Source organism: Erythrobacter sp. 3-20A1M (genome assembly GCF_018636735.1).
Lineage (GTDB): Bacteria > Pseudomonadota > Alphaproteobacteria > Sphingomonadales > Sphingomonadaceae > Alteriqipengyuania.
This window is the reverse complement of sequence record NZ_CP045200.1, coordinates 1,105,044-1,126,571: the sequence shown is the minus strand read 5'-3', so window position 1 is coordinate 1,126,571 and position 21,528 is coordinate 1,105,044. Positions and strand designations below refer to the sequence as shown.

The 21,528-nt window shown below is 63.1% G+C and carries 21 protein-coding genes; 11 read left to right on the top strand and 10 right to left on the bottom strand.

Going from position 1 to position 21,528, the window contains the following annotated elements:
* Positions 1 to 13: 13 nt before the first annotated feature.
* The 4 genes from F7D01_RS05560 to nth all read left to right on the top strand — a co-directional run bounded on the left by F7D01_RS05560 (position 14) and on the right by nth (position 2,659).
* Positions 14 to 445: a GNAT family N-acetyltransferase gene (locus F7D01_RS05560; protein WP_215229215.1), complete on the top strand. Its 432-nt coding sequence runs from the start codon at positions 14 to 16 to the stop codon at positions 443 to 445.
* Positions 446 to 473: 28 nt separating this feature from the next.
* Positions 474 to 680: a hypothetical protein gene (locus F7D01_RS05555; RefSeq protein ID WP_215229214.1), complete on the top strand. Its 207-nt coding sequence runs from the start codon at positions 474 to 476 to the stop codon at positions 678 to 680.
* A gap of 96 nt (positions 681 to 776) precedes the next feature.
* Positions 777 to 1,919, top strand: a complete 1,143-nt coding sequence (locus tag F7D01_RS05550; protein WP_215229213.1) for an alkene reductase — start codon at positions 777 to 779, stop codon at positions 1,917 to 1,919.
* On the top strand, positions 1,916 to 2,659 hold the full coding sequence (nth, locus tag F7D01_RS05545; protein WP_251567088.1) for an endonuclease III: 744 nt from the start codon (positions 1,916 to 1,918) through the stop codon (positions 2,657 to 2,659). Before F7D01_RS05550 ends, nth begins: the two co-directional genes overlap by 4 nt.
* Here the strand turns inward: nth and F7D01_RS05540 are convergent.
* A complete protein-coding gene (locus F7D01_RS05540) occupies positions 2,635 to 3,039 on the bottom strand; it encodes a hypothetical protein (protein WP_215229212.1) in 405 nt (134 codons plus the stop codon). The genes nth and F7D01_RS05540 overlap by 25 nt on opposite strands.
* A gap of 86 nt (positions 3,040 to 3,125) precedes the next feature.
* Entirely contained in the window at positions 3,126 to 3,383 is a 258-nt protein-coding gene (locus F7D01_RS05535; protein ID WP_215229683.1) for a zinc-finger domain-containing protein, read from the bottom strand.
* A 98-nt stretch (positions 3,384 to 3,481) separates the two neighbouring features.
* Between F7D01_RS05535 and F7D01_RS05530 the strand changes: the two genes are divergently transcribed.
* Positions 3,482 to 4,417: an ABC transporter ATP-binding protein gene (locus tag F7D01_RS05530; RefSeq protein WP_215229211.1), complete on the top strand. Its 936-nt coding sequence runs from the start codon at positions 3,482 to 3,484 to the stop codon at positions 4,415 to 4,417.
* On the opposite strand, the gene F7D01_RS05525 is transcribed toward F7D01_RS05530, so the two are convergent.
* On the bottom strand, positions 4,414 to 4,647 hold the full coding sequence (locus F7D01_RS05525; RefSeq protein WP_215229210.1) for a hypothetical protein: 234 nt from the start codon (positions 4,645 to 4,647) through the stop codon (positions 4,414 to 4,416). The genes F7D01_RS05530 and F7D01_RS05525 overlap by 4 nt on opposite strands.
* 66 nt (positions 4,648 to 4,713) lie before the next feature.
* On the opposite strand from F7D01_RS05525, the gene nadB reads away from it, so the two are divergent.
* The 4 genes from nadB to F7D01_RS05505 all read left to right on the top strand — a co-directional run bounded on the left by nadB (position 4,714) and on the right by F7D01_RS05505 (position 11,052).
* Positions 4,714 to 6,300: an L-aspartate oxidase gene (nadB, locus tag F7D01_RS05520; RefSeq protein ID WP_215229209.1), complete on the top strand. Its 1,587-nt coding sequence runs from the start codon at positions 4,714 to 4,716 to the stop codon at positions 6,298 to 6,300.
* Between the two features lie 44 nt (positions 6,301 to 6,344).
* Positions 6,345 to 7,232, top strand: a complete 888-nt coding sequence (locus F7D01_RS05515) for an alpha/beta fold hydrolase (protein ID WP_215229208.1) — start codon at positions 6,345 to 6,347, stop codon at positions 7,230 to 7,232.
* 433 nt (positions 7,233 to 7,665) lie between these two features.
* On the top strand, positions 7,666 to 9,696 hold the full coding sequence (locus F7D01_RS05510; protein WP_215229207.1) for a ribonucleoside-diphosphate reductase subunit alpha: 2,031 nt from the start codon (positions 7,666 to 7,668) through the stop codon (positions 9,694 to 9,696).
* 288 nt (positions 9,697 to 9,984) lie between these two features.
* The gene (locus tag F7D01_RS05505; RefSeq protein ID WP_215229206.1) at positions 9,985 to 11,052 is read left to right on the top strand and encodes an acyltransferase; all 1,068 of its coding nucleotides are present in this window, start codon (positions 9,985 to 9,987) and stop codon (positions 11,050 to 11,052) included.
* On the opposite strand, the gene F7D01_RS05500 is transcribed toward F7D01_RS05505, so the two are convergent.
* Together F7D01_RS05500 and F7D01_RS15495 are read right to left on the bottom strand one after the other, a co-directional pair.
* Positions 11,023 to 12,630: an acyltransferase family protein gene (locus tag F7D01_RS05500; protein ID WP_371819712.1), complete on the bottom strand. Its 1,608-nt coding sequence runs from the start codon at positions 12,628 to 12,630 to the stop codon at positions 11,023 to 11,025. The genes F7D01_RS05505 and F7D01_RS05500 overlap by 30 nt on opposite strands.
* Positions 12,513 to 13,538: an AMP-binding protein gene (locus F7D01_RS15495; RefSeq protein WP_371819688.1), complete on the bottom strand. Its 1,026-nt coding sequence runs from the start codon at positions 13,536 to 13,538 to the stop codon at positions 12,513 to 12,515. Before F7D01_RS15495 ends, F7D01_RS05500 begins: the two co-directional genes overlap by 118 nt.
* Positions 13,539 to 13,934: 396 nt before the next feature.
* Here F7D01_RS15495 and F7D01_RS05495 point away from each other — a divergent pair, with 396 nt between their 5' ends.
* Positions 13,935 to 14,618 carry a hypothetical protein gene (locus F7D01_RS05495; RefSeq protein WP_215229204.1) on the top strand — a complete coding sequence of 228 codons (684 nt, stop codon included), beginning with the start codon at positions 13,935 to 13,937 and terminating at the stop codon, positions 14,616 to 14,618.
* On the opposite strand, the gene F7D01_RS15175 is transcribed toward F7D01_RS05495, so the two are convergent.
* Positions 14,615 to 15,556 carry a hypothetical protein gene (locus F7D01_RS15175; RefSeq protein ID WP_251567086.1) on the bottom strand — a complete coding sequence of 314 codons (942 nt, stop codon included), beginning with the start codon at positions 15,554 to 15,556 and terminating at the stop codon, positions 14,615 to 14,617. The genes F7D01_RS05495 and F7D01_RS15175 overlap by 4 nt on opposite strands.
* Positions 15,557 to 15,731: 175 nt before the next feature.
* Between F7D01_RS15175 and F7D01_RS05485 the strand changes: the two genes are divergently transcribed.
* On the top strand, positions 15,732 to 16,979 hold the full coding sequence (locus F7D01_RS05485) for a lipopolysaccharide biosynthesis protein (protein ID WP_215229203.1): 1,248 nt from the start codon (positions 15,732 to 15,734) through the stop codon (positions 16,977 to 16,979).
* Positions 16,980 to 17,006: 27 nt separating this feature from the next.
* Here F7D01_RS05485 and F7D01_RS05480 read toward each other — a convergent pair whose 3' ends face one another.
* The 4 genes from F7D01_RS05480 to F7D01_RS15490 all read right to left on the bottom strand — a co-directional run bounded on the left by F7D01_RS05480 (position 17,007) and on the right by F7D01_RS15490 (position 21,496).
* The gene (locus F7D01_RS05480) at positions 17,007 to 18,245 is read right to left on the bottom strand and encodes a hypothetical protein (protein ID WP_215229202.1); all 1,239 of its coding nucleotides are present in this window, start codon (positions 18,243 to 18,245) and stop codon (positions 17,007 to 17,009) included.
* 12 nt (positions 18,246 to 18,257) lie between these two features.
* Positions 18,258 to 19,835, bottom strand: a complete 1,578-nt coding sequence (locus tag F7D01_RS05475) for an O-antigen ligase (protein ID WP_215229201.1) — start codon at positions 19,833 to 19,835, stop codon at positions 18,258 to 18,260.
* A 132-nt stretch (positions 19,836 to 19,967) separates the two neighbouring features.
* Positions 19,968 to 20,843, bottom strand: coding sequence for a glycosyltransferase family 2 protein (locus F7D01_RS05470; RefSeq protein WP_215229681.1), 876 nt, complete (start codon positions 20,841 to 20,843; stop codon positions 19,968 to 19,970).
* Between the two features lie 2 nt (positions 20,844 to 20,845).
* Positions 20,846 to 21,496: a CatB-related O-acetyltransferase gene (locus F7D01_RS15490; protein ID WP_371819687.1), complete on the bottom strand. Its 651-nt coding sequence runs from the start codon at positions 21,494 to 21,496 to the stop codon at positions 20,846 to 20,848.
* Positions 21,497 to 21,528 lie beyond the last annotated feature (32 nt).

Sequence of the window (21,528 nt, the reverse complement as noted above, 5' to 3'; positions counted from 1 at the left end):
CAAACGGCCTTCGATGAGCGATTTCGCGATCCGGGATGGCCGCGCCGCGGATTGCGAAGCGATTTCGCGCCTGTTCGGATCGATCCGTTTCGATCTCTCGCCCCTACTGATTGCGGATCGGTTGACCGCCATGCAGGATCGCGGCGACGGCCTGTTGGTGGCGGCGACTACCGATGACACGCCTGTGGGCTGCATCGCAACTAGCCGGATGGTGACTCCGCACCGCCCCGCACCGGTCGGCCGGATTTCGGTCCTGGTCGTGGAAGAGGCTTGGCGAGGCTGCGGGATTGGCAGCGCTCTGGTGCATGCCGCGCAGGGGCGGCTATCGAGCCAAGGGTGCACGCTGATCGAGGTGACCAGCCGTTTCGAACTGGAAGCCGCGCATCGTTTCTATGAGCGGCACGGCTACATGCGAACCAGTCTGCGGTTCGCGCGCGAGCTATAAACGATCCGCAACCATCAGAGGCAGCGCCATGAATTCCATTTGCATCCCTGTGGCCATCCCGCCCGAACTCAACGCGATCGACGACGAACTGAAGGCGATCTACCACGGGCCGGACAGCGTATGCGTGTGGGTGTTCGCGACCCGCGCTGATCGCAATCGCTTCATGGACGAAACCGCAGGGATGAAGAAAGCCGAGCGCGAGGCCGTGTTCGCCGCACGCTACGCGGCCTCGTAGACCCGGCAGCCGGAACGCAGCGCGGGCCATTCGCGTTGCAAACACGAACCGAGCGGGACGCGTCCCGCCCGCATTGTCCTCAGCACCGGAGCCTTCATGACCGACACCCAGCACAGCGCGCTGTTCGACGCGCTCGACCTGCCGCAATTCACCGTGCCCAATCGCATCTGGATGGCGCCGCTCACGCGCAGTCGCTCCACCGCAAAGGATTGCGAGCAGACCCCGCTGCACGCGCTCTATTACAGCCAGCGCGCGTCCGCTGGGCTGATCGTGTCGGAAGCGACGCAGATCAGCCACGAGGGGCAGGGATATGCCTGGACGCCGGGCATCTTCACCGATGGTCAGGTGGAAAGCTGGAAGCTGGTGACCGACGCCGTGCATAACGCAGGCGGGCGCATCTTCTGCCAGTTGTGGCATGTCGGCGCGATCAGCCATCCCGTGTTCCAGCCCGACGGCAAGGCGCCGGTATCGGCCAGCGCCTGGACGCCCGAGGGTGAGGCCTTCGTGGGCGACCGGCACGAGGATGGGCCGACCGTCGCATTCGGGGAAGCGCGCGCCCTGCCGCTCGACCAAATTCCGCGCTTGTTGGACGACTATCGCCATGCCGCACGCTGCGCGGCAAAAGCGGGCTTCGATGGCGTCGAGATCCACGCGGCGAACAACTACCTGATCGACCAGTTCATCCGCAGCGAGACGAATACGCGCGACGACGACTATGGCGGCAACCTCGACAATCGGTTGCGCCTGCTGGACGAGGTGGTTGCCGCGGTTACCGAGGTCCTGCCCGCGGGCCGCGTCGGCGTGCGCCTGTCGCCGATGGGCGGACCGGGCGGGACGTCCGACGCGAAGCCGGAGGAGAGCTATCCGGCGGCGGCGGCCAAGCTCGCCGGACGCGGCCTCGCCTATCTCCACGTCGTGCGCCCCAACGGCCAGACCGGCAGCGGCGGATCGGAAGAGGGCGACAGCATCGTTGGCGCGATGCGTGAGGCGTTCGACGGGGTGTTCGTCGCCAATGGCGATTTCGAACCGGAGGAGGCGGCCGCGTGGGTCGGCGACGGTCGTGCCGACGCGGTTACGTTCGGGCGCGAGTTCATCGCCAATCCCGATCTGCCCGCGCGGATCGCCGCGGACGGCCCCTATAACGAGCCCGATGCCGATACCTTCTACGGTGGTGGGGCGGAGGGGTATGTCGACTACCCCGCACTGAATAAGATCGACGATCCGCTGCCGCTGGAGTGAGCGATCGCCTGCCCTTTGGCGACGATCCTCGCACCGAAATCCTGCGCCGAACGCAGGCCGCGCTGATCGACGCCTTCGGGCGCATCGTCCGACCGATCGACAAGCGCCGGTCACCCGAATGGGTGCTGGTGCATGGCGTGATCGGCGCGCGCAGCAAGACTGCGGTGTCGAACGCGTCCACCGACGCGCTGCTGTCGACCTACGGCAGCTGGGAAGCGGTAGCGAGAGCGCCGGTCGCGGAGCTGTCCGACCGTCTCGCGCGTCAGACGTTTCCCGAGCAATCCGCCCAGCGGTTGAAGGCCTGCCTGGAACGGGTCGTTGCCTTGCGCGGCAGCGTCGACCTGCGGCACCTCTCCAACCTGCCGACCGCGGAGGCGATGGTATGGCTGGAGGCGCTGCCCGGCGTGGGGCGCAAGATCGCCGCCGGCGTGATGAATACCAGCGGCTTCGCCCGGTCGGTCATGGTGATCGATTCGCACCATCGGCGAATCATGCAACGCATGGGGATCGTGCCGGCCAAGGCCGATACGGCACGCGCTTATGACGCACTCATGCCGCTATTGCCGCCGGAATGGCATGCGGCCGACATGGACGAGCACCACCTGCTGCTGAAGAAACTCGGCCAGACGTTCTGCCGCCCGCGCGAGCCCCGATGCAAAAACTGCCCCGTGCGCGCGGATTGCGCGACGGGGCAGCGGAAACCGTCTTCGCTAGATCAGCCCTTGTCGGGCAGGCGGTAGGGCACGAATTCGCCGAGGAACACCGGGCCGGAATAGAACCCTCCGGTGCGATCGATCATGTAGGTATGATCCAGGCGACAGAAATTTCCGCCGAACCGTTCCGTCACGAGGATATCGCTATCGTCGAGATTTTCGGGGTGCTCCGGCCGGTTGACCCAGATCGTGCTACCCTGGCGATAGACGATCGCGGTCTTGTCGATGATCGTCATCTGCGGGCTGGTGCCGCTCACGAAGATACAGTCCTCGGCCTCGCCAGCGACGCGACCTTCGAGCATCTTGGCCAGCTCCTGCTCGCCCTTGCTGGGCGCGTCCTGGGCCGAAGCTGCAGGAACGACCGCCATCGCGGAGGCGGCCAATGCGGTTGCAATCAGCTTTTTCATGGTTGGTGTACTCCTTTGCCGTCAGGCAATAGCGAATATACACTGAACCGAAGCTGAGTGTGGCCGGTTCCGGCGGCGCGACGGTTTCAGCGGTGGCCCGGGTCGGCCCCTTCCGAAATGTCGCGCAACGCCGCCTGGTCGACCCCGTCGGCGGGTCCGCCTTCCAGCACGAAGCGGCGGTCGCAGTAACCGCAATCGACGTAGCCGTGCTCGTCGATTTCCAAATAGACCTTGGGGTGGCCCAGCGCGGCGGGGCGATAGTTCGCGCCGCTGCGGATATCGGTCGCGCCGTCGCACCATACGCGGCGCGTCAGGACCTTCACGGTTTCGGGAGGCGGTGTCATCATAGCGGGTGATGCGATAAGGCCCCGTCGCGCGGCTGGCAACGGGCAAGGCGCGCCGCTCTAGCCAAAGACATCCCGGGGCCCTAAGCGCACGGGCCATGACCCAGCCTCCCGCCATCCGGATCGACAACCTCGTCAAGCGCTATGCCGGGGACAAGGGCGGCGAGGGCAAGCTCGCGCTCAAAGGCGTCAGCTTCGACGTGCCGCAGGGTGGTATTTTCGGCCTCCTCGGCCCCAACGGCGCGGGCAAGTCGACCCTGATCAACATCCTGGCGGGGCTGGTCACCAAGACCTCAGGCCAGGCATCGATCTGGGGCTTCGACATCGACGATAATCCGCGCAATGCGAAGCGGTCGATCGGGATCGTGCCGCAGGAAATCGTGTTCGATCCGTTCTTCACCCCGTTCGAGGTGCTGGAGAACCAAGGCGGCTTCTACGGCATTCCCAAGGCCGAGCGGCGCAGCGAGGAACTGCTCGCGGCGGTCCACCTCTCGGACAAGCGCGATGCCTATGCCCGCACGCTTTCCGGGGGCATGAAGCGGCGGCTGCTGATCGCGAAGGCGATGGTCCATTCCCCGCCGATCCTGGTGCTGGACGAGCCGACCGCGGGTGTCGATGTCGAACTGCGCCGCCAGCTCTGGGAACTGGTGACCGAGCTCAACCGGCAAGGCGTGACGATCGTGCTGACGACGCACTATCTCGAAGAGGCGGAGCAGCTGTGCGACCGGATCGCCATCATCAACCATGGTGAGCTCATCGCTAACAAGCCGACCCGCGATCTAGTTAGCATGGCGCGCGAGAAGATCGTGTCGATCACCGTCGACAAGGACATCGCCGGCCCGCCGATGGAACAGGCGTTCGTGAAGGCGGAGGTGGTGGAGCCGCGCCGGCTCGACATCACCTACGATCGCGACACGACCACGGCGGGGCAGGTCCTGGCGCTGGTGCAGGGCCACGGCTACGCGATCGAGGATGTGACCACGCGCGAGGCGGATCTGGAGGACGTGTTCGTCCAGCTGACGGGCGCGGGCTAGCCCTTCCGGCTTTCCGCCAGAATACCTGCGCGACCCATCGGATCGGAGACCCAGTCGTTCCGGTCGCGCCGCACGATGTTCGCCCCGCAGGCACGGCAGATGCCGAAGAACCCGTCGCTTTCCACGAACACCCGCATCCGGTCGGGCTCGTGCTTGCCCAAGAGGCATCTCAGTTTCGTCTTGACCACCCTGCGTTCCCATCGCCAGCGATCGTTCCATTGGATCGCCACGCGTAGCCAGTTCCCATCCTACGCTCTGCGCTTGCCGTCAACCTCCCGGCTCGCCATGGGGGAGCCATGTCACATTCCGATCACGACGTACTGGTTATCGGCTCGGGCGCTGCCGGGCTCACCGCCGCGCTGGCGCTGGCGCAGCAGAGGAAAGTGCTGGTTCTGGCGAAGGGCTCGCTCGATGGCGGTTCCACCGCGTGGGCACAGGGCGGCATCGCCGCGGTGCTCGATGCTGGCGACACGTTCGACGATCATATTCGTGATACGATGGTCGCCGGCGCCGGGCTCAACGACCGGGAGACGGTCGAATTCGTGATCGAGCGCGCGCCGCTGGCGATCGACCGGCTGATCGAGCTCGGCGTGCCGTTCAACCGCGAAAGCGGCGACCTGCACCTCACCCGTGAAGGCGGTCATTCCCACCGCCGCATCGTCCATGTCGCCGACGCGACAGGCTGGGCGGTGCAGGAGGCGCTGCTGAAAGCTGCCGAGGCCAATCCCAACATCACCCTGTTGCCGGGGCGTAGCTGCATCGACCTGATCACCGGCCACCATGCGGAACGGTTCTCGGGTTCGGGCCGGGTGTGGGGTGCCTATGCGCTGGACGAGGCGGCGGGCGAGGTCGAGTGCCACGTCGCACGCGCTACGGTGCTGGCAGCGGGCGGAGCGGGCCGCGTCTATCTGTTCTCCACCGCGCCGCGCGGCGCGACGGGTGACGGGATCGCCATGGCGTGGCGTGCGGGCGCGCGCGTTTCAAACATGGAGATGATGCAGTTCCACCCGACCTGCCTTTACAATCTGGAGGTCAAGAACTTCCTCATTACCGAGGCGGTGCGCGGCGAAGGCGGGCGGCTGATCAACCCGCAGACCGGCGAACGCTACATGGCGAAATACGATGCCGAGCGCATGGAACTCGCCCCGCGCGACATCGTCGCCCGCGCCAATGACGACCAGATCAAACGCTACGGCCTCGATTACGTCCATCTCGACATCAGCCATCAGCCCGCCGATTTCGTGAAGGCACACTTCCCGACGATCTACGAGAAGCTGATGGGCCTCGGCATCGATATGACGAAGGAGCCGATCCCCGTCGTACCGGCACAGCATTATACCTGCGGCGGAGTGCTGGTCGACCTCGACGCGCGCACCGATCTGCCCGGTCTGTGGGCGGCGGGCGAATGCACCGAAAGCGGGCTGCACGGCGCCAACCGGCTTGCTTCCAACAGCCTCCTCGAATGCTTCGTGTTCGGGGAGGCGGCGGCGCGCGATATCCTGGACCGGTGGGAAGATCTGGAAGGGCCGCCGGCGATCAAGCCGTGGGATGCTAGCCGCGTCACCGATTCGGACGAAGAGGTCGTGATCAAGCAGAACTGGACCGAAATTCGCCGGTTCATGTGGAACTATGTCGGCATCGTGCGCACGACGAAGCGGCTGGAGCGCGCGGCGCACCGCATCGCCACGCTGGGCCGCGAAATCGAGGATTATTACGGCGCCTTCCGCGTTACCACCGACCTTATCGAACTGCGCAACCTTCATCAGGCCGCCGACCTGATCGTGAAGAGCGCGCTGAAGCGGCACGAGAGCCGTGGCCTGCATTTCACGCTCGACTGGCCGGAGACCGATCCGGTGGCCAAGGACACGGTGCTGGTGCCGTAGGGATACGTCGGAGAAGGCGAAACAGAAGCGGGAGGGACGCACGAATGCCCCAGATCAACGCAAACGGGATCACGCTCGAATATGAAGATCGCGGTACCCGCGATGCGCCTGTGATTTTGCTGATCATGGGGCTGGGCGCGCAGATGACGCTATGGCCCGACGAGCTGATCGATGCGTTAGTGGCTGAGGGTTTCCGTGTGATCCGTTACGATAATCGCGACATCGGCCTGTCGCAGAAGATGGAAGGGGCGAAGTTCCCCGGCCCGGCGAAACAGATCCTGCTCGGCAAGATCGGGCTGAAGCCTGCGGTTCCCTACACCCTGGCCGACATGGCGGACGATGCCGCCGCCTTGCTCGACGCGTTGGCGATCGACCGGGCGCATATCGTGGGCGCGAGTATGGGTGGCATGATCGCGCAACTCGTCGCCGCGAACCATCCGGGCAAGACCATCACCCTCACCTCCATCATGTCGACCACCGGCAATCCGAAGCTACCCGCTGCGAAGAAGGAGGCGATGGACGTGCTGACCAGACGGCCCGATTCGGCGGACGAGGTTGTGCTGGTGGCGCACGGGATGAAGATCGCGCGTGTTATCGGCAGCCCGGGCTATCCGGTGGACGAGGAGGCGTTGCGCGACCGGGTGACGAAGACCGTCCGCCGCAGCGTCTATCCTGCCGGGATGCAGCGCCAGCTCGCCGCGATCCTGCACGATGGCGACCGCCGCGCGCGGCTGAGCCGAATCGAGGCCCCGACATTGGTGATTCATGGCGAAGACGATCCGCTGGTCCCGTGCGCGGGCGGGCGCGATACCGCCGCGAGCATCGCCGGCGCGCGGATCGAGACCTTCCCCGGGATGGGTCACGACCTGCCATTGCCGCTGGTCGATCGCTTCGCTGCGCTGATCGCGGAGCACGCGCGCGGCGCAGCATAATTGCGCACTCCGATTCGATTGATTCAAAGCCCCGCTCGACCGCTTTTCCGGCGATAAATTTTTTCACGGATTCGTTTTCCGGCTTGCCTTGACGAGAGGCCAGCTTGGTCCACGCGTCGCGGTGTATTGCCATCATAAAACACCTGTGATCGGGACCTGTGCTCACGGCAAATCGCCCCTTCGCCCTATTGCGCATTCCGCCGCTCTGATTCAGTATCTAGTGGTTCGCTTCGCAGACGAGCCCCAAGACCTAGCGGTGCCGGGACAAACCGGTGGGCAGACTGTGGACGGCCTGGGGACTGACGGGGGACGGGAAATCCTGCGAACCCTACCTATATGCAAGACGGACGCACGGCGCTCGACTTGCACGAACATATGTGGAACATTCGGCGATATCACGAATCGTCGGGAAGCCAGCGATTGGGGCGACGAGATGGATTTCAGCAAGGATACCGGGATGACGATGGATAGCGCGGATGCGGCCGTCGACACGATCGACGCGGATACCTCGTCTCGAACCGTGAAGAACGAGAAGGCGATGAGCATGGACAAGCAGGACACGGGCTCCGGCACGCTGGTCGACGCCGCGGCATCCGCCATGGCCGAAGCGATGAAGACCGCTGCTTCTCCGCAAAGCGATAGCAAGCGGGTCAACGCGCGCCGGTTCGACATCACGACCGACCCCGCGCGCGACGCGAACCTGACCGAATTCGGCAAGGAGACGTTGATCGACCGTTACCTGCTGCCCGACGAGACTTTCCAGGACCTGTTCGCCCGCGTCGCCGATGCCTATGCCGACGATCAGGACCATGCGCAGCGGCTCTACGACTACATCTCGAACCTGTGGTTCATGCCCGCCACGCCGGTGCTGTCGAACGGCGGCACGGGCCGGGGCCTGCCGATCTCGTGCTATCTCAACAGCGTCGAGGACAGCCTGGAAGGCATCGTCGGCACCTGGAACGAGAATGTCTGGCTGGCCAGCCGCGGCGGCGGCATCGGCACCTATTGGGGCCAGGTACGCGGCATCGGCGAGCCGGTCGGCCTGAACGGCAAGACCAGCGGCATCATCCCCTTCGTGCGGGTGATGGATTCGCTGACGCTGGCGATCAGCCAAGGCTCGCTGCGGCGCGGCTCGGCGGCGTGCTATATCGATGTCAGTCACCCCGAGATCGAGGAATTCCTCGAGATCCGCAAACCCAGCGGCGACTTCAACCGCAAGGCGCTGAACCTGCACCATGGCGTGCTGCTGTCTGACGCCTTCATGGAAGCCGTGCGCGACGGCGCCGAGTTCGACCTCGTTTCTCCGCGCGACGGATCGGTCCGCAAGACCGTCGACGCGCGCAGCCTGTTCCAGAAGCTGGTCGAAACGCGGCTGGCGACGGGCGAGCCCTACATCGTGTTCAACGACACGGTGAACCGCATGATGCCCAAACATCACCGGGAGCTGGGGCTGAAGGTATCGACCTCGAACCTGTGCAGCGAAATCACCCTGCCGACGGGCCGCGACCATCTCGGCAACGATCGCACCGCGGTGTGCTGCCTCTCTTCGCTCAACCTCGAAAAGTGGGACGAGTGGAACGGGGACAAGCGGTTCGTGGAAGACGTCATGCGCTTCCTCGACAACGTGCTGCAGGACTATATCGATCGTGCGCCGGACGAGATGGCGCGGGCGAAATACTCCGCCGCGCGCGAACGCAGCGTCGGCATGGGCGTGATGGGCTTCCACTCCTTCCTCCAGATGAAGGGGCTGCCGCTCGAAGGGCCGATGGCGAAGGCTTGGAACCTGAAGATGTTCCAGCACATCAGCGCCAAGGCAGACGAAGCATCGATGGTGCTGGCGAAGGAGCGTGGACCGTGCCCCGACGCCGAGGAAATGGGCGCGATGGAGCGCTTTTCCTGCAAGATGGCGATCGCCCCGACCGCGTCGATCAGCATCATCTGCGGCGGCACCAGCGCCTGCATCGAACCGATCCCGGCGAATATCTACACTCACAAGACGCTGTCGGGCAGCTTCATCGTGAAGAACCCGTATCTCGAAAAACTGCTGCGCAAGAAGAGCAAGGATTCGACCGCGGTGTGGAATTCGATCCTCGAGCGCGGTGGATCGGTGCAGCATCTCGATTTCCTCACGGCCGAGGAAAAGGCGGTCTACAAGACCAGCTTCGAGATCGATCAGCGCTATCTGCTGGAATTCGCGGCCGACCGGTCGCCCTATATCGACCAGGCGCAGTCGCTGAACCTGTTCATCCCCGCCGATGTAGACAAATGGGACCTGATGATGCTGCACTTCCGCGCGTGGGAGAAGGGCATCAAGTCGCTTTACTACCTGCGCTCGAAGAGCGTGCAGCGCGCCGGCTTCGCGGGCGGGGTGGAAACCGACAACACCCCCGACGCGGCGAAATACGAACTCGCCGCGGGTGATGGTGCGGAAACCGATTACGAGGAATGCCTCAGCTGCCAGTGAGATTTCGGTAGTCCCCAAGCGGGTTCAAATTAAAGACCCTCGCACTCCGGACAGGATGCGGGGGGTTTCGTTTGGGTGCACGACTTTCAGTCCAAGCCGATGCGAATACCCGCACGACCATTGCGCCAACCTGTCTCGAATTCGTGCGGCCGTCCGATCATTCGTTGCATGCTCGTCCCCGACAGGACAGGAACAGCGTCGATGCGGGCGACCCCGGTATAGGGCGCGAGTCAGTCTGGGGATTTGCATGAACGACGTCGGTTGCCGTTCGATGGGATGCGTCACGTTGTGACAGGCCCGCTGTCCCTCCCACACGGCCTCGCCATCGGTCCCGGTACCTTCCGGGTGATCCTCGCCGCATTCGTGGTGGCGAGCCATCTTTCGAACTTCGAGATCGGGCGTCCGGCGGTGTTCGTGTTCTTCTCGCTGTCCGGATACTGGATCAGCGCCATCTACGACCGGCGCTACAGCAAATATCCGACGCTCTGGATATTCTACCTCTCGCGCTTCCTGCGCATCTGGCTGAGTTTCGCCGCCGCTTTCGTGTTGGCGCTGGGCGTATTCGCGCTGGTCGGAGAGCCCCGTCCGCCCATCACCCTGGCGGGGCTGGCGCTGTTCGGCATCGCGTCCAACCGGCTCGACGTATTGGGAACCGCGTGGTCGCTCGACCTAGAAATGCAGTTCTACCTCCTATTCCCTCTGCTGTGGCTCCTCGGGGCGCGCATCCGCAGCCGGGCGGTCATCGCCGCGGGCGTGATCGCCGTCACCGCCTTCGGCTGGTTTTTGCGCGAAGGGCCCGGCCTGTGGACGGCCCTCGCCTATGCCCCGTCGTTCGTACTCGGCATGGCGATCTACGCCACGCGCTGGGCACCTTCGCGGGGCCTCGTGCTCGCGGGCTTGCTGGCCTTTGGAGCGGTGGGTGTGCTGGTGTTCCTTTCGCCCACGCTATCGGCCCTGTTGATCAAGAGTGATCCGGGCCCGATCGACGAAGATATCTTCGGGCAGCTGTGGGTCGTGTTCCTGTTGCCCTTCGTCGCCTGGAACGTGCGACAGCAGAGCGGGCCCATCGATCGGACGCTCGGCAACTTCTCCTACCCGCTCTACATCATCCATTGGCCGGTTGTCGCCTTGCTGCTGCCATCGCTCGCCGCCTATGGACTGGCTGGAAAGGTGGTGGTGCTGGGCGCGATACTGATGGTCGCGATCGCCTTCTACGTCCTGGTGGACAGGCCCGCCGAAAGCCTCCGGACCCGCCTGTTGGGCGCTGCGCTGGAGAAAGTGGGATGGCAACCGGAGCATGCTTCACGCGCCGTCCGCGGCCCCCCGCTAGGTATCGATCGCGACGGCGCTCCGTGACGGCAGCACCAGCGGGACGTAGCGGGAATAGAGCGACGCGGTGAACGCCTGCGCGTACCGCAAGGCGACGCCCGCCAGTACCGACAGGAGCAGGATCACCGCCAGATTGTCGTAGTGCCAGACGAACAGGAACATGTGCACGACGATGTTGTGTGCCAGGTAGATCTGGAAGACGGCTCCGGCGATTTCGGTCACGACGCGGCGTGCGATGCCGGGCAGCGCGAGGCGCGGCAGCCATAGCAGGATCAGGGCCGATCCGACGAACCAGACGATCTGTTGGGGCATCTTGAGATAGGCGCCGGATTGCCCCTGGGAAATCGTGGCGATGGCGACGGCCATCGCGATGGCGAGGACGCTGAGTATCGTCTTCTGCGTGCGATCTTTCGCCAGCCCCACGCACCACCCGAAGGCGATGAACCAGAACAGGAATTCGGGCAGGCGGAAGGCGAGATCCGGTCGCGGAAAGGCGATTTGCGAGACGAGGCCGACGGCGCTTGCCACAGTGAAGAAGCCCAGCCCGAATGTCCATGGCGATCGCGCGGCGAGGGTGCGAACCGGCTTAAGGGAAAACAGCACCGTCAGGATCAGCAGACATTGTGCGACCAGCTCCAGAAACCAGTACGGTTCCATCAGATTGCCGAACCGGCCGGTGAAATTGCTTACGAGAAAAAAAGCGGGCCAGTCGTACTGACCGGTGCCGACACTGTAAGCGATCAGCAGAGCGTAATAGGGCAGGATGATCCGCAACAGGTAGTTGCGCAGCGGCACCAGCCGATCGAGGCCGGTCAGATGGGCACCTTGATACCGCAGGAAGTTTAGCCCGAACAGGACGAGCAGGACATTCGCACCCCCGCCGACCAGCCAGGTATCGGAAGCGTGATTGATTACCACCGCGAGGATCGCAGCGGCGCGCACCAGGATATCCGATCCGAAGGTTCGCGGCGTCCACCACGAACGGGTGCCTTGCCCGGCCCGAGGGAGCGCCGAAAGTTCGTCGATCGTCTTGTCCTGCCACTCCAGCGGAAGCTGGCGGAGGATTTCCTCCAATCCGATCGATGCCTGAACGTAAGTCAGCGAATCGCCGCCCAGACTGACGAAGGTGTCGTCACCGGACAGCGATCTGCCGGGGAAGATGTCGGCGAACAGCTCGCGAACGGTCCGGTTGTCTTGCGGCTCCGATTGATCCGCTCGTTCGCTCGCCGCGGCGATGATGGTTCCGTAATCCGGTTTCCCGGTGGGCAGGCGCGGTATCTCGCCGGTTGCGACGTGGATCGCGGTTTCCGGCAGCTTGAGCCGACTGGCGAGCCACGCGCGCTCTGCCCCGGCGTCGTGGCCGGCGGGCAATACCATCGCCAGCATGCGATCGTCGCCCGCCGCGACAGCTTCGATCCCGCGATCGCGGTAGAGTGCTTCCACGTCGTCGAGCCCGATCCGCAGGCCGAACAGCTTCACGAAGCGGCTCATCCGCCCGACGATGCGATAAAGCCCGGCCTCGTCCCGCATGGCGATGTCGCCGGTATGCAGTTCCTCGATCTCGCGACCCCGCGCCAGATCCTGGGGACCTTGCGCATATCCCAGCATGACGTTCGGGCCGCTATATACCAGTTCCCCCGCTTCGCCTGCCCGCTCGATCGTTCCGCCACTGCCGTCGGCGAGGCGAAATTCCCCGCCGGGGATCGCGCGACCGATGGCGGCCGGATTTTGCAAAGCGAGTCGGGCGGCAGATAGGCCATGCGCGCGGTGGCTTCGGTCTGCCCGTACATCACGAACAGCCTTGCCCCCTGGTCACGCGCGCGCGCCGCCACGCTCTGGACTTTCTCCGGCCCGAGACGTCCCCCGGCCTGGGTCAGGGTATCGATGGATGGCGGCAGCCGGTCGAGGAAGCCGCTCTGCTCCATCAACTCGTAGCTGTAGGGCACGCCCGCGACGCCGGTCACTTCGTGGCGCTCGCAGAGAGAACGAAACGCGGCGTCGGCCACGGATGCGTCGGTCAGGACGATCGAGCCACCGGCGACCAAGTGCGAGGTTATGACAGACAGCCCATAGCTGTAATGCAGTGGCAGCGACGTGATCGCGCGCGACCCCGCCCCCAATTCGAGATAGGTCGCGATCGACACTGCGTTCGCCTGAAGCGAGGCCAGCGACAGGCGGACCAGCTTTGGCGAACCGGTGGAACCCGACGTGGACAGCATCAGCGCGAGCTCGTCGTGCAGTGCGACCGGCGGGGCACCGGTATGCTCGGCGATGGGCGGCAGATCATCGTCGGAGCCGGCGCGGATGATGGCACTCGGATGGTAGGTGGATGCGATCGCGGCTCCCGTTCCGCCGCTTCCGGTCAGGATGACAGGATGCCCGGTTTGCAAGGCGGCGAGGAGCGAGACGACCGTGCCAACGTCGTTCTTCGCTTCGAGCAGTAGCAGCCGGCGGTCAGGCCCCAGCGCCCGCGCGGTGTCCTCCACCGCTTGCGCCAGTTCTGCATAGGTCAACTCGCGCCCGTCTCCGGCGATCAGCGCGATCCTGCTGCCGAAACGGGTAAGGTCACTAAGATCGGGCTAGTGCGTCATACCCGTACCGCGTGCCCCCAATTCGTGCTTCGCCGTGTCGCCCGATCGCAAGTTAGCGACCGTCAAGATAACTTGTCATAGAACCGGAACCGCTTCGCAGCATCCGGCGCAATCTACCCTTCGAGAAATCCGCCTAATGCGGTGGTCCAGCCAAGTATCGCCTTATTTCGTTTGGCGAGGCTCTGTCGACAAATTAGTGTCCGTCAGTCCCGATCGCGAACATCTGCTCGCCCACCCTTGTCGGATGAACGACCTCGTGCAATGGCGACAGCCAAAGGCCGAAGGGGCACCGCCGAAGTGCGAACTGCAATAAGACGAGTGCGATCCAAATATCGCGAACTCAACGAGCGTTTTCGTTACGGGCTGACCAGCCGCGATGCCTACGATGCGATCATGGTATCCTATGGCGGGAGCGGCACGACCTTCATCCTGCAATATCTCTCGCAATATCTCGCGGTGAACAGCTGGGACAGCCACAACGACGGGATAAAGCACGCGAACCGCCCCGATCATCCGATTTTCGAGCCGTTGCAGATCGGCAAATGCGTCTATGTCTACAGCGACCCGATCCAGGCGGTCCTCTCGCTGTTCCGGCGCGAGTTTCAGTCGCACATGTCGCTGAAACTGACCGACGAGGGATATTCTTCGGTCCGCGAATACAACCGCCGGACCAAGGGGCAGGGCGAGAGCTTCACGCTGGAGGAAATGCTGGATGCGGGCGAGGACAGGTTCGGCATCATCAGGCACTGGCGCAACTGGAACGACATTCCGGTTCGCTTCCCCACGCTGTTCGTGCGGTTCGAACACCTTTACGAAAACCTTCCGGCGTTCTTCGATTTCCTCGAGCTGACCGAGGAGCAGCGTGCGGCCTTCCCGCCGCAACGCAAGCGCCTGTCCTCGGTATCGCAGGTCGACGATGCGACCCGCGATGCCCTGCGTGCGATCTACGGCGAAGTGTATGACGAGATGGAGCGGCTGCCGCCGGTCTATCGGCGCGGCTAACCGACCGTAGCCAGTTGGCGAGGCGATGCCTCCCCCTCGACCTCGTAGCCCAGTTCCTCCAGAGCGAAGGGGCAGAACCGCTGCACACGCGCATTCGACGATCCGAAGCGCCCGCGGACCTGTTCATTCACCTGGCTTCGCAGGATCCGCGTCGCTCGCTCATTGCCGAGCGTCCAGCGATAGCCCAGGCTCATCAGCGCCGAACCCAGAGGCTTGAACGGCAATACGGGATCGTTGTCCATCGGACTGCGGCGGAAGTGCGAGGCAAAGCGCAGTATGGGCAAGCCGCTCGCGGGAGGGCTGCCCCCGGCGCGCTTGGCGCGCGATATCGATACGCCCGCGGGAGGAGCATTCCCGGTGGCGAAGCGGACCAGCGCTTCGAAAAACGCGTCCGGATCGCGGGCGAGCACTTCCTGCGGCAGGACGAGCACGTTCTCCTCTCCGTAAAGCATGGCGTAGTGTTCGATCAGGTGGTGATAGGCGAGCTGCCTGATGTCGAAAAAGGTATAGCCCGGCTCCGGTTCGAACGTCAGGAAATCGGCGAACGATTTCCTGCCGCCCCGCTTCACGAACTGCATGTAGGAAGCGCGCAAGGTTCCCGGTTGCGACCGAATGGTGAAAAGGATCTTCGCCGGGCCGGTAATCGCCCCCAGGCGGTCGGCGATGGTGCGGCTCTCGCGCTGGCCGGTGGTGCGTGTTCCGCACAAAACCTCCGACGAGAGGACATCGACCAGACCGTCGTTCCGCCGGCTGCGACTGCGGTCGAGCACCGCGCGCGCCACCTCCGGCTCGAAGTCGAAATCGTGCGGTTTCACGATGGCCTGGAATGCCTCTTCGTGAGACAGCGTCATGTGGAACAGGCGGCGGTCGGTGTAGACCTCCGTCTGGAGCCAGCTGGTGCCGGTCTTGTGAAACCCGGGATGAATCAGAAGGGTCATTTTCAATCCTAACTGGATTTCAAGCGCGAGCGCTGTAACGGCTCGCATGCGGTTATCGCGAGCCGTGGCGCTGATGAAGGGCCATTCAACGCAAATCGAGGCTGGATCGGACGAATGAGCTGAAATGGCGATGAAGAAATCAGCGATAGCCTATGTCAGAAATCATTTAGATTCCTTGATCTCGATCGCCATTCGCGTGGCCGGGGTGGGGCTCGGGTTCGTCGTCACCTTCTTCATCGGGCGGACCATGGGACCGGAGGCGAACGGCCAGTACGGCATAATCGCGCAAACCGGCATGTTCCTCTCGATCGTGTGCGTCGGAGGGATCGACCTGTCGGTGGTACGCAGTTTCTCCGCTGCCACGGCCCACGGCACGCTCCCGTCGCGGCACTCCCTCAATCGCCTGTTCGGCTACAGCCTCGCGCTGATCGCCGTCCTGTGCGCCGCGATCCTGATCCTGCACGACGTCGTTACCCAGCGGCTGCTCGACAATTCCGCAGTGCCGGGCGCGCTGCTGTTCCTGTGCGCGATCCTGTTCTCCCGCGCGGCGACCAGGCTGACCAGCAGCATCCTGCGTTCGCAGAAGGTCTACATCTTCGGCCAGGTCGTGGAGGTCCTGATCATTCCTGGCCTCGTCATCGCCGGGGTCGTCCTCGGCGTCACGCGAACGCTCTACGAGATTCTCGCGTCCACCGCGGTCGCAGGCCTTATCGCGGCGGCGATCGGGGTGGCGGCGTCCTATCGCAAGACGAGCGCGGCACCCGGCGCGCTGGATATTCCGATGCGCCCCCTGCTGAAGCGTGCAGGGCCGCTATGGGGCGTGGCGGTGTCCAAGAACCTGAGCGACTGGTACAGCTTGGCGGTGGTGGCCGCGAGCCTCTCGCTCTACGATGCGGGCGTGTTCCGCGTGGCGATGCAGGTGGCCACCGCGCTGCCGATCATCACCATCGGCATCTTCAGCGTGTTTTCGCCCCAGATCGGTGCCGCTCATGCACGCGAGGATTATGGGGCGATTGCCAGGCTGGCGCGATCCGCGACGCTGCTTTCCACCGTGCTGGTCATTCCGTCCGGACTGATCGTTCTGCTGTTTGCGCCAGAGGCGCTGGCGGTGATCGGTCCCGAGTTCCGCAGCGGCGCGACTGTCCTGCAGGTGCTGATCCTCGGTCAGATCTGCTATGTCTGCACGGGCCCTTCCGGGCTCGTACTCGCGATGACCGGAAACGAGCGCGTCAATTTGCTGTTCACCATGGTAAGCCTCGTAGCACTGCTCATCGGATTGCCGCTTGCAGCAGAGTACTCCGGCCTGCTGGCCCTTTCCCTCACGATGTCGGCGATCCTGGTGCTGCGCAACATTGCGAGTCTCGTGGCAGTCAGGAGGTTGACCGGTGTTTCCATTCTGACAGGCCGGTACCATCCTCTTTGATCGAGTCCGAGCAGCCTCCCGCGCGGGTTAGTCGAAGGTGGGGATGTTCATGATCCTTAGGTCCTTCACGGTGCGAACGCGCATATTCAGCAGAGAATATAGCAGGCCAGCGAGTATCGCCAGCACCGCCCCCAGAGCGAAAGCCATAGGGATCGAGAACCGGTAATCGGGATAATAGACATTTCCGGTCGCGGTCGGTTCGTCGTCAGCCTGCGCGCCGGATTGGATGGTGTTGGAGTCGAGTTGTGCGTTGGACGAAGATTGCTGCAACGCCTGATACTGTTGTTGCAGCGCCTGAAGTTCGGTAAAATACCGCTTGGCCGTCGCTATGTCGTTCGCCTTCGCGAGAAATTCCGAGCGGATTTTTTCCAGCGAGGGACCTGTGGGCGGTGGGGTTGGGACTACGCGAGCGCGTTCGGCGGCCGCTACCGATTGCTGAAGGGCGTCGCGCTTCTCCTCAAGATCCTTTATTTGCGGATGGTTCGGCCCGAGGGTTTGGGAAAGGGCCGCCAGCTGACCTTCCACTGCGGTCAGGTTCTTGCGCTCGAGCGACACGATCGGGCCAGGCAGGGTCGTTGGCTGCTCGATCTCGACTGCTGACGCTGCGTTGCGCAGCCTGATTTCAGCCAGTGCCAGACCATCCTGCGTTAGAACGACGCCGGTTTTCTTGCTGAACTCGGCCGATCGTTTCTCCAGCGTGCGGATCTGTTCCTCGAGATAGGCTTTGCGCTTCCCTACCCAGTCGACCTGGCCGCGCGCGTCGGCGCGTCGCCGGTCGAGCAGGTACTCGATATAGGCGTCGCGCAGCAGCCCAGCCATCGACTTGGCTTCTTGCGGATCGAAGCCGGCGTAAATGATGGCGAAGCCGGAACTGCCTTCCTCGAACTGGAGGGAGGTGTTGGCACTGATACGTGAGGCAAGCCAGGTTCTGAAGTCGAGCCCGGTACGGCGCCCGTAGGTGTTGTATTGCTGGGCAAGCTCGTTGGAAGAAGTCCAGTTGAGTTTGTCGACGACCCTGCCGGTGACGCGGTAGTCCTTCACCAGTTCAGCCTGTGAGCGGACATAGGTATCGACTTGCTTGTTCGATATCGAGTAGCTCCGCTGCTCGGAATTTATCTGGGAATCCATCGATACTTCCGCGATTCCGGCGTATCGGTGGGGCAGGAGATAGGTGGCGCCAATGGCTGCCATCCCGCTGATCATACTCGAAGCGAGTATGAACCACCGAAGCCTCCAAATCCTGCCGAAGAGCTGGTCGATACCCATTCCCGTTCCGTCCTACCCCGGTATCCCGTCCTGCTGCTGCGCCTTGCGAATTTGCCAGCATAGTGCCGTGATGGCACCCAGAAACATGAACAGCAGAGGATGATTTTCCTGCTGCGCGAACACCGTCTTGATGATCACGAAATTCGTTACCGAAATCATCAGGGGTATGAGCAACAGCTGCTCGCTTGTCCGGTAATTGAACAGGTTCCTGGCACCATACGATGCCGAGCTGAGGAATATGCCGAAATAGACCAGGAAGCCGATGACGCCGAATTCCAGCCCGATCAGCAGGAAATAGGAATCGATCGTCAGTCCGCCTGCCAGATTTCGGTACCCGAGCTCTAACGCGCCACGCCCGATCCCGCGCCCCCAGGGCTCCGACCAGATCAGGGGCAGGCCGCGCTCGACCTGCGCCTCGCGCGCCTGGCTGCTGAACGACTGGGCCTTCGTGCCCCAGACCATTGCTCGCATCCGGCCGATCAAGAATGTCGAGGCGATGAAGGCTGCGAAGACGGCCGGGTACGCAAGGGTCAGTGCGGGGCCGAAGAGGCTTGTGCGCTCGCGCCACCACCGCAATGCCGCCCAGGCCGCAAGGAAGAGCATGAACGACATGAAGAAGCCGGCTGCTCCCAACCGCGAGTCGGTTCGCGATATCGATATGAAAATAAGTACAAGCGTGGCGACCGCGGCCCCTTTCAGCAGCCAGTTCCGCGCAAAGACGAAGAAGAAGATGATGAAGGGGGTGGCGAGCGCGAGGAACTCCGCAAAGCCGAGCGGCGTAGTGAACTTGCTCTGCACCCGGTATATGCCCGTCGTCGATCGCGATTTGGCGGACAGGATATGCTGGACGACCGGGTCCTCGATGCGCAGGAAGCTTGGAATATGGCCTGCCCAGGGAACGGACTGCAACCGCCATTCCTGCAGACCGATGACCGAGGTAATCAGCACGAAAAGCCAGACGATCCACGCGAGTTTGCGTACGTTCCCAGGCTTGGAGAATACCCACGCGGACGCGAAGAAGATGATGATCCAATAGAGATACGCGACCACCAGCTTGTTGAGCGATGTCGCCGGGTCGTTCGAGAGAGCGACGCTGAGGGTAGCGATAGCCGCAAATCCGACGACCAGTCCGGTGGTTATCCGCGTCGCTCCGACGATTTCGAACAATCGCGCGCGGAACGCCCGCGATACCGAAAGGCATATGAACAGAAACACGGCAAGCGGCACACCGGTCAGCCGTAACGCGGTGATCCAAGGTGTTCCGGGCAGCGCAAGGGCAAGATAATCGGGCCAGACGAGCAGGGCGACGAGGAACGCGAACACGAGCGCGTTCAACCATCGTGTCGGCGGGCGTGCGCTGTCGGGAAGCGCCCAGATCACGACCAGCGCCAGGATGGCAAGCGGTGCTGTCAGCGGCATGAGCACGCTCGGCCCGAAATAGGTCAGCGCCACCCCGTAGACGATCAGGATGCCGGTATAGGCAAGAACACCCAGGATTGTGCCGGCACGAAATCTGACGGGCACGTGATAGCCGGCCAGGACCGGGCCTCGGGCAGAGCGCCCGATAAAAGGAAGCGAGGGCAGCTTCATTTCAGTCCTGCATTCCTTTCCAGCCCGTTCCGATCGTTAGGCCATGCGCCTGGGCGGGCGCGACACCGTAATGAGCGGAGGTTAATAGGACGAGCGAAAGATGGCATCGCGCCAGTTCAATCGAACGCCGACTTATCGCTTCGAAGTGAAGATCAGTCTTTGTTGGTCCCAGAAGCGCCATATTCGCTGCGCAGCGAGCGTTCCGAACGCCCGCGCCCGGTTTCCCGTCCCCGATAGCGATTTGGACGTCAAGACCTTCACGGCGTGTGGTCCGATCGACGCGGGAAGCAACCAGGTCCTTCCGAGCCATCCGGCGACTGATTTTCCCTCTGCCCGCCACAGGGCGTAGCTTTCGCGATTGATGCGTTTCCACTTCTGCAGGAAATCCCGCCAGTTGGTACGCGCAGGATGGCCAACGACGGCATCGTGCGCGTAGCCCAAGGTAAACCCGAGTTTCGTCGCTCGCTTGCACCATTCCTTGTCTTCGGAAACCACTGCTTCGAACGGGCCGATCGTCGCTGCGGTTTCCGCTCTACAGAAAAGATTGCCGGCCCCCGTGAAGCCCTCTTCCGCTACATATCGGGCGTTGTTGAAGGCGAAGACCCTTTCGAATGCTTCGACGCCGTTCATCCTGCTTTCGTGTTCGACCAGCACGACTACCCGCCCCCCGACCAGGTCGAAATCGTTTAGGCGGCTGAGCCCAGCCTCCAGCCAGCCGGGTTCGGGGACGCAGTCGCTATCGGTGAAAGCGAGAAGCGATCCGCGCGCTGCGCCAATCCCGGCATTGCGCGCTGGTCCGGCACCCTTGTCCATGGCGACGACGACGCGTGCCCGGTCACCGACAACTTCCGCGACCGCCTCGAGCCCTACGGGCGAATTGTTGTCGGCCACTATTATCTCGAACTCGCGCGCTGGCGTTATAGTTTGCAAACGCAGCGCTTCCAGGCACTTATCTAGCGCCTCGAGGTCCTGATAGTGAGGAATGATAACACTTATCTCGGGTTGCATGGTCAAGCCTGCGCCTGTCGTAAGTGCGTGCGTGCGAACGTGGGAGCCACTTTCCTCTCGCGCTCGTTCCAGCGACGCAAACTTTCGCGCGTTGGTCGCAAGAGAAGTGTGGGATCAAATTCGGCGAGCGCTCTCAACTCGGGAATCGAGAGGGTCCACCATTGCGAGGCCTCGATCTGGTCGATCACGTCCGGCGGAAAGCGATCCTTCAATTTCCGCGCCGGATTGCCAACCACGATGGAGTAGGGCGCCACATCCTTTGTTACGATCGATCCCGCACCGATTACCGCTCCTCTACCGATGAATTTGCAGGACGGAAGAATGATCGCATGATGTCCGATCCAAACGTCATCCTCGATGACGAGACAATCGTCGGACGTGAGGTCCTCATCCACTACGCCGAATCTACGCTCGTAGGATAAGGGATTGGTCGTCAACGCATGGTAGGGATGATTGATCGGCGTGTATCGCACCGTGCGCGCGATCGAACAAAACCGGCCGATCTTCATCGGGCCAGGCATGCGCCATTGGTCGAAGCAGCCGTAGCTGTGCATGCCAACGTCGATCCGAAACTTATCACAAAAATAGCTGCGTAATTCTGTACTAGTGGTCTGGTTGCGCGACCAGAGCCTGATCTTCAGCTTCTCGATCAACGTTCCAAACATGAGGCACCCATTGTCGGATA

Excerpts from the sequence above, each read along its gene's own strand:
- F7D01_RS05475 (WP_215229201.1), bottom strand. The coding sequence starts at position 19,835 with ATGAAGCTGCCCTCGCTTCCTTTTATCGGGCGCTCTGCCCGAGGCCCG.
- F7D01_RS05470 (WP_215229681.1), bottom strand. The coding sequence starts at position 20,843 with ATGCAACCCGAGATAAGTGTTATCATTCCTCACTATCAGGACCTCGAG.
- F7D01_RS05515 (WP_215229208.1), top strand. The coding sequence starts at position 6,345 with ATGCCCCAGATCAACGCAAACGGGATCACGCTCGAATATGAAGATCGC.
- F7D01_RS15175 (WP_251567086.1), bottom strand. The coding sequence starts at position 15,556 with ATGACCCTTCTGATTCATCCCGGGTTTCACAAGACCGGCACCAGCTGG.
- nadB (WP_215229209.1), top strand. The coding sequence starts at position 4,714 with ATGTCACATTCCGATCACGACGTACTGGTTATCGGCTCGGGCGCTGCC.
- F7D01_RS05480 (WP_215229202.1), bottom strand. The coding sequence starts at position 18,245 with ATGGGTATCGACCAGCTCTTCGGCAGGATTTGGAGGCTTCGGTGGTTC.
- F7D01_RS05555 (WP_215229214.1), top strand. The coding sequence starts at position 474 with ATGAATTCCATTTGCATCCCTGTGGCCATCCCGCCCGAACTCAACGCG.
- F7D01_RS05535 (WP_215229683.1), bottom strand. The coding sequence starts at position 3,383 with ATGACACCGCCTCCCGAAACCGTGAAGGTCCTGACGCGCCGCGTATGG.
- F7D01_RS05510 (WP_215229207.1), top strand. The coding sequence starts at position 7,666 with ATGGATTTCAGCAAGGATACCGGGATGACGATGGATAGCGCGGATGCG.
- F7D01_RS05530 (WP_215229211.1), top strand. The coding sequence starts at position 3,482 with ATGACCCAGCCTCCCGCCATCCGGATCGACAACCTCGTCAAGCGCTAT.
- F7D01_RS05540 (WP_215229212.1), bottom strand. The coding sequence starts at position 3,039 with ATGAAAAAGCTGATTGCAACCGCATTGGCCGCCTCCGCGATGGCGGTC.
- F7D01_RS05550 (WP_215229213.1), top strand. The coding sequence starts at position 777 with ATGACCGACACCCAGCACAGCGCGCTGTTCGACGCGCTCGACCTGCCG.
- F7D01_RS05560 (WP_215229215.1), top strand. The coding sequence starts at position 14 with ATGAGCGATTTCGCGATCCGGGATGGCCGCGCCGCGGATTGCGAAGCG.